Origin of the sequence: Helicobacter sp. UBA3407 (assembly GCF_949747025.1) — a bacterium.
GTDB classification, from domain to species: Bacteria; Campylobacterota; Campylobacteria; order Campylobacterales; family Helicobacteraceae; genus Helicobacter_D; species Helicobacter_D ganmani.
Genome location: NZ_CATKCB010000053.1, coordinates 1 through 6,933, shown reverse-complemented (window position 1 = coordinate 6,933; position 6,933 = coordinate 1). Strand labels below are relative to the sequence as shown.

5 protein-coding genes are annotated in these 6,933 nt (G+C 37.9%); 1 reads left to right on the top strand and 4 read right to left on the bottom strand.

Annotated features, from left to right (window positions below; all coding sequences use genetic code 11):
• The 4 genes from Q1553_RS00910 to secA form a co-directional block, all read right to left on the bottom strand.
• Positions 1-752: phosphoethanolamine transferase domain-containing protein (locus Q1553_RS00910; RefSeq protein ID WP_300842676.1), on the bottom strand; the 752-nt coding region annotated here is incomplete at its 3' end.
• 332 nt (positions 753-1,084) lie between these two features.
• Positions 1,085-1,933 (bottom strand): radical SAM/SPASM domain-containing protein, encoded by an 849-nt coding sequence (locus tag Q1553_RS00905; protein ID WP_300764503.1) that lies wholly within the window; start codon positions 1,931-1,933, stop codon positions 1,085-1,087.
• A gap of 9 nt (positions 1,934-1,942) precedes the next feature.
• The gene (locus Q1553_RS00900) at positions 1,943-3,205 is read right to left on the bottom strand and encodes an ABC transporter permease (protein WP_115550816.1); all 1,263 of its coding nucleotides are present in this window, start codon (positions 3,203-3,205) and stop codon (positions 1,943-1,945) included.
• Complete coding sequence (gene secA / locus Q1553_RS00895) at positions 3,206-5,767, bottom strand: preprotein translocase subunit SecA (RefSeq protein ID WP_300827119.1); 2,562 nt, start codon at positions 5,765-5,767, stop codon at positions 3,206-3,208.
• 139 nt (positions 5,768-5,906) lie between these two features.
• On the opposite strand from secA, the gene hemE reads away from it, so the two are divergent.
• A complete protein-coding gene (gene hemE / locus Q1553_RS00890; RefSeq protein WP_115550815.1) occupies positions 5,907-6,920 on the top strand; it encodes a uroporphyrinogen decarboxylase in 1,014 nt (337 codons plus the stop codon).
• Positions 6,921-6,933 lie beyond the last annotated feature (13 nt).

The window sequence follows — 6,933 nt, the reverse complement described above, 5'->3', positions numbered from 1 at the left end:
ATCGCAGTAGAAGTGCCACAAGAGTAGAAATTATTAAAATAGGTAATATCCTTTTGTTCTGTATATTCATTTACAGGATTGCGCGTATAAGAGCCAAGTGAGTAATTTGCCGCTCTAGCGGTTTCTCCCACAACTAAAATAAGCAATTTTTTCTCTTTAGGATTCTTAAGTTTTGCATTCTCGGACAAGATCAAAAAGGTTGGTTGTTTGGAAAAATCTTGTTTGAAATATTTTAAGGCAGAGTAGAATTGATAGAATGGAATGTTATAAACCCTTGCTTGTAGATTGCTCCTAAAGTAAGGAATCAAGGTTTTTGTTTGGATTAAAAAGAATCCAAAGGCTAAGACTAAACCAAAGGAGAGTAAAAGGAGTTTGTGCTTTAAGTGTGCTTTGAATCCAAAATATTCAATCTTGCAACTAAGAATCAGGAGTGCAGGGAGGATTCCAAGAAAAACCACAAACAAAAGAAGTTTTGCATTCAATAAATCGCCCACCTCCTTAGCGTCTGTTTTTACAACATTTCTTATCATATCCGAATCTACGATAATGCCATAGTTAGATATAAAAAAGACACTTAAACAGGTGGATAGAATGATAAGAATACTTAGGGGCTTGCTTAAATAGGGTAGAAAGACGAGAGAAAAAATGCTTAAGACTAGCCCAAAGAAAATTAGAGGCAGTGAGAGGAATAAAAGCGGATTGTCCTTAAAGTCTATATTGCCATAAAGACAGGAGAAAAGATTGAAATTCATCAAGACGACAAAGAGGCTAACTCCTAAAACAAAGTAGGTCCAAGAGACTTTCGGGGGGGGGGGATTTTCAAGAATGTAAGAGAGCGCATAGAATGCCTTCTTTGTGTGATTTAAGGTTGCGAAGTATAGCGGAATAAAAGTTAATGGAGTATTAATGGGGCAAAAAATGAAATCTTGCCTTAGAGATTTTATTTGCTTTATGCTTGGTTATGGATTGCCACGAAACACTGCATGTTTCTCGCAATGACACAATGGTTACCCCTCCGTCATTGCGAGGGAGCGTAGCGGACGAAGCAATCTATAATGTGGCATACCTTGCGCTTCCTGCTTTGTTATTGCTGTGTGGGTTGTGGCAGATAAGAGCAGTTTTGACACAGAGATTCTATGCGTTTCCCTTCTTTAAAGCCAAGAATGAGGGATTCTATGCGCGGTGTGTGTAGAATCTCGTTTAAACTTTGGGAGTTAAGATTGCCTAGAGGAATCTCTCCTTTGGTGTCAAAGCAGCAAGGCACAACAACGCCATTACAGAGGATTCCTAATTGCTTACTCGCACCATAGCAGAATCCCTCTTTGTGTTGCGGTGGTGCTTTTTCGTCCGCCCATTGAAAAAAGGGCGCACCCACAAGATGAATCTTGTAAGCAAGGCGCGTTTTGGTGGGGGCAATCAAATCAAGGTGAAAGAAGTCCTGTAATGCTTGATAGATTTCTGTATTTTTGCTAGGTGCGCTTAAGGTTGCATTTAGATTCCAAAGGCGCAGGTTAATGAATTTCTCGCTTTGAAGGTGTTGGTGTGTTGCGCAAAAGTCTAAAATGGGTGTGAGATAGGAATCCAAATTTACTTTGTTTTTTTGGTAAAGTGCGCTTGTTAGGGAGAAGTTGATTTGGTGGATATTGGGGTGGTTTAGCAGTAGGGCGGTATTTTGGGGTGTTAAGTAAAATCCGCTTGTCGTGATTTCAATCCTTAAATCTTGAGCGGAATCCAAATAACTTTTAAGATTGTGGAGCGTTAAGGGGTCACCTAAAATATGCAGGGCGCAAAGCTTGGTGTAAGGTTGAATCTCTCTAATAATCTTGCTAAAAAGGCTTAAAGGCATAGTGTCTTTTGCCTTCATCGGTGTGCAAAAACTGCAATTTAATCCGCAAAAATTTGTGATTTCAATAAAAATTTTTTTGAATCGCATTTCTTAAAATTATTCATTGCGCAAAACTTGCAAGGGGTCAATTTGTGTTGCTTTTTTTGCAGGATAATAAGAAGAGGAAAAAACGATTCCAAAAGAACCAATGAGAATTAGTCCCAAGTCCATTAAAGACAATTCCAAAGGTAATTTGTCGCTACCATAAACATCTGCTGGTAATGAAATAATGGGAAAGGAAGAAAGTAATATAAGAATGATAGCTGCCAAGATTCCACCGACAAGAATCCCACTAATGCCAATAAAATTTCCCAAATACAAAAAAGTCTTTTTAATTTCGGTTGCACTTACACCCATTGTGAGAAGCAAGGCAATTTCTTTGCGCCGACTCATTACAGTCATCAAAAGCGAGCTAATAATATTGAGCGAAGCGACAAGAATAATCAACATAAGCACGATAAAGAGTGCGCGTTTTTCTAGAGCAAGAGCTGCGAAGAAATTGCCATTTTGCTCCCACCAACCCACGAAATGAATTTGTGGATAATGTTTTTGTAGGGCAAGAATGTCTTTGCGTGCATCGTCAGAATAAATATGGATTCCATCATAAACATTATAAGGCAGTTCTTTGATTGTTTGTAGGGATTCTAAATTGGTGTAAATATAACCCTTATCATAGGCAATCAATCCAGAATCAAAAATACCTGCAACATTAAAATGTTTCATTGTGGGAGTAAGGCTCATTGCTGTGGGAGTTAAATGCGTAAAAATTAAGAGAAGCTTAGAGTTTAACTGCAAGCCATATTGTTGTTGCAGGGTTTTACCTACAATAATGTCAAATGTATTCGCCTCATAAGGCAAGCCAAAATTTTGTTGATGGGCTTTTTGTGTCTTTTCAAACGCCGTTTGGAAAATGGGATTAAGCTTGCTTTCGCGCTCAAAATCCACACCAAATATCATTGCGCCTTCCATTCTTGCTCCTCTTTTGGAGATTGCCTGCATTTGCACAAAGGGACTGAATCTTAGATGTTTAAAGCGTGATTCCATTTCCTCTAGCACAGAAGAGTTTATTGCTTCAAATCCGCTACTTATGGCAGTAATAGGATAATTCATAATGAATAATTTGCGCTCAAATTCCTTATCAAATCCATTCATCAATGCCATTGCAACAATTAGCACCATCACACCAATACATACACCCAAAAAAGCTAAAATTGCGGTAACAGAAATAAAAGGTTGCGCCTTATTGAATCGCAAATAGCGACGCACCAAAAAAGAAATCAGTTTAGCATTCTGTGTGGGAGCAGTAGGTGAAGATTGCATTTAGGATTCCTTATGTTTTGCTAATACGCCGCTTTTAGGTCCGCTTTTGCCACAACAATCTTTATATTTTTTGCCGCTTCCGCAAGGGCAAGGTTCATTGCGCACCGGTTTTGTTTTTGTATTACCAAAAGTTGCGCCTTCGGTAGAATTGGTTAGTTTTTGACGCGCTAATTCCGCTTCTTTTTCATTTTCTTTAACTGCGGGTTTTAACTGCACTTTTTGAAGCATTTTAATTGCAGTGTATTTAATCTGTGCGGCAAGCTCTAAGAAAAGATTGTAACTTTCTTTTTTGTATTCTACAAGCGGGTCTTTTTGGTTATATCCACGAAGCCCAATTCCTGTTTTGAGATTGTCCATTACATAAAGATGTTCGCGCCACAAGTTGTCTAATGTTTGTAAATAGACGAGTTTTTCAATCTCATTACGCGTTTTTTCGTCTAATATCTGCATTTTTTCTTCATAATCGTGGGATAAAATTTCTTCAATATAGCCTTCAAAGTTGTGATTTATTTTGTAATATTCTTTTAAAGAGTCTTGATTTAAAAGTGCATTAAAATCTTCTTGCGCTTGGGCACAAAGTAGTCCTAAGTCATCTTCCTCGCTAAAAACTTCGCATTTTTGTAAAAGCATTGTAATAGCTTCTTGGCGATTCTCAATGATTTTGTGCGAAATATTGTGGTTGGGGTCTAGCATTTCATCTCGGACGCGATAGATTGCCTTTCTCTGTTCGTTTGCAACATCATCGTATTCTAGTAAATGTTTTCTTGCCTCAAAGTGCATACTTTCTACTTTTTTCTGTGCGTTTTCAACCGAACGCGTAACAAGATGAGATTCTATGTGTTCGCCCTCATCTAATCCTAGTTTGTCCATAATATTTTTAATCTTATCACTTCCGAAAATCCTTAATAATGGGTCTTCAAGGCTTAGGTAAAATTGGCTTGTTCCCGGGTCGCCTTGTCGCCCACTGCGTCCTCTTAGTTGATTGTCAATCCTGCGTGATTCGTGCCTCTCTGTTCCGATGATATAAAGTCCGCCAAGTGAGCGCACTTCATCGTTGATTTTAATATCTACGCCACGCCCAGCCATATTAGTAGCGATTGTTACAGCCCCTTTTCTGCCCGCGTCTTTGATGATTTCGGCTTCTTTAGCGTGCTGTTTGGCATTTAGCACAGAATGCGGAATTCTCTCTTTTTGGAGCAATTCGTGGATTTTTTCGCTTTTTTCTATGGAAGCTGTCCCTACAAGAATCGGTTGTCCTTTTTGGTGGAGTTCTATGATTTTTGCTACCAATGCTTTAAATTTTTCTGCCTCTGTTTTATAAATTAAATCGTTTAAATCTTGACGCAAAATGGGCACATTTGTCGGAATAGAGACAACTTCTAAATTATAAATTTGTAAAAATTCGCTTGCTTCTGTCTGTGCTGTTCCTGTCATTCCGGCAAGTTTTTCATAAAGTCTGAAGTAGTTTTGATAAGTAATATCGGCAAGCGTTTGGGATTCTTCCTTGATTTGCACTCCCTCTTTGGCTTCTAAGGCTTGGTGTAATCCTTCGCTAAAACGTCTCCCCTCACTTAATCTTCCTGTAAATTCATCTACAATGACGACTTCACCCTCCCGCACGACATAATCTTTATCCTTTTTAAAAAGCTTATTTGCCTTGAGTGCTTGGTCTAAATGGTGCGCCAAAATCGCATTTTCAATGCTGTATAAATTATCTACACCAAAGAGTTTTTCCGCCTCATTGACACCTTCTTCGGTAAGCAGAATCGTGCGATTTTTTTCGTCCAAAGTATAATGTTTTTCTTCTTCTAATTTCAGTGCAACAACATTGGCTGCTTTATAATTATCTAAAGTGCGATTGGCAGGACCTGAAATAATCAAAGGAGTGCGCGCCTCATCAATCAAAATAGAATCCACCTCATCTACGATTGCGAAGTGATGTGTTTTTTGAACTTTTTGATGGAAGTCATATTTCATATTATCGCGCAAATAATCAAATCCAAATTCGTTGTTTGTGCCATAGACAATATCACTAGAATATTGCTGTAATCTATCATTATCGTCATAATTTCCGCTGACAATTACCCCAACGGAATATCCCAAAAATTCATAAAGCGGACGCATAAGCTCCGCGTCTCTTTGTGCAAGATAATCATTGACTGTTACGATATGCACACTTTTGCCAACCATAGCGTTTAAACAAACGGGAAGCGTGGCGACGAGAGTTTTTCCCTCACCCGTTTTCATTTCTGCAATTTTACCCTCGTGTAGCACTATTCCACCGATGAGTTGGACATCAAAATGGCGCAGTTTTAAAACTCTTTTGCTTGCTTCTCTTGTGATTGCAAACGAATCATAAAGCACTTCTTCAAGGGCTTTTTTGGAATCTTGTGCTTCTTGAACTTGAATTTTTAGCTGCAAAAAAGCTGCTTTTAAATCCTCATCACTTAGTTTTTGATAGCTTTCTTCTAGGGAGTTGATTTTGCGAATCTCTTTGCGATAATGACGAATTAATCTGTCATTTTTGCTGCTAAAAATTTTCTTTACAAGGGTGAGTATCATAATCTAAACCTTTCCTTAATGTTAGATTCTGTTTTTATAAAATAAAAATTAAAACAATCTAAAAAGTCGTAATTTTAGCATAAATGCACTATTACTTAGATAAAATACAACGAAATATTTTATATTTAAAGAGGAAAAAATGATTTTTGTTGATGCGTGTTTTAAGAAAAAAACTCCTTATACACCTGTGTGGTTTATGCGTCAAGCCGGAAGATATTTGAGCGAATATAAAGAAGTGCGTAAGCAGGCAGGAGATTTTTTGAGTCTTTGTAGGAATCCGAAATTAGCAAGTGAAGTTACTTTGCAGCCTGTGGAGATTTTGAATGTAGATGCAGCGATTTTATTTAGTGATATTTTGGTTGTGCCATTAGAAATGGGAATGGATTTGGGATTTTATGCAGGAGAGGGACCGAAGTTTAAAAAACCAATAGAATCTCAAAATGATTTGGAAAGATTAAGCGATGAAGCATATAAAAGACTGAATTATGTGTATGATACAATTTCTCTAACGCGCCAAAATCTAGCTAAGGATAGGGCATTGATTGGATTTTGTGGTGCGCCTTGGACGCTTGCAACCTATATGATTGAGGGGGAGGGGAGCAAAACTTATGCGAAGTCTAAAAAGACTTTGTATTCCAATCCGCAATTTCTACACGCAATCCTTGAGAAAGTTACACACAATCTAAAACATTATTTAGAATCGCAAATTCAAGCAGGAGTGAATGCGGTGATGGTATTTGATTCGTGGGCAAGTGCGCTAGAAGAGAATGCGTATTTGGAGTTTGGTTGGAAATATTGTAAGCAAATTGCAAGTTTCATAAAACGCAAATACCCTCATATTCCTGTGATTTTATTCCCCAAAGGAATCTCTGGATATTTGGATAGGATAGACGGAGAATTTGATGTCTTTGGCGTGGATTGGAGCACACCGCTTGGAATTGCAAAAGAAAAATTAGGGCATAAATATGCTTTGCAAGGCAATTTAGAGCCGTGTAGAATCTATAATGAGGATTCTATGCTTGAGGGTGCGCGGGAGATTTTAGAACTAATGAAAGATTCTGCGCATATTTTTAATTTAGGACACGGAATGCTTCCGGATTTGCCGCGTGAGAATGCAATCAATCTTGTGGAGTTTATCCATAATTATCGCTAGATTCTATATTATT

Bases quoted from the DNA above. Each gene is read 5' to 3' on its own strand.
- Q1553_RS00905 (WP_300764503.1), bottom strand. From the start codon at position 1,933: ATGCGATTCAAAAAAATTTTTATTGAAATCACAAATTTTTGCGGATTA.
- Q1553_RS00900 (WP_115550816.1), bottom strand. From the start codon at position 3,205: ATGCAATCTTCACCTACTGCTCCCACACAGAATGCTAAACTGATTTCT.
- secA (WP_300827119.1), bottom strand. From the start codon at position 5,767: ATGATACTCACCCTTGTAAAGAAAATTTTTAGCAGCAAAAATGACAGA.
- hemE (WP_115550815.1), top strand. From the start codon at position 5,907: ATGATTTTTGTTGATGCGTGTTTTAAGAAAAAAACTCCTTATACACCT.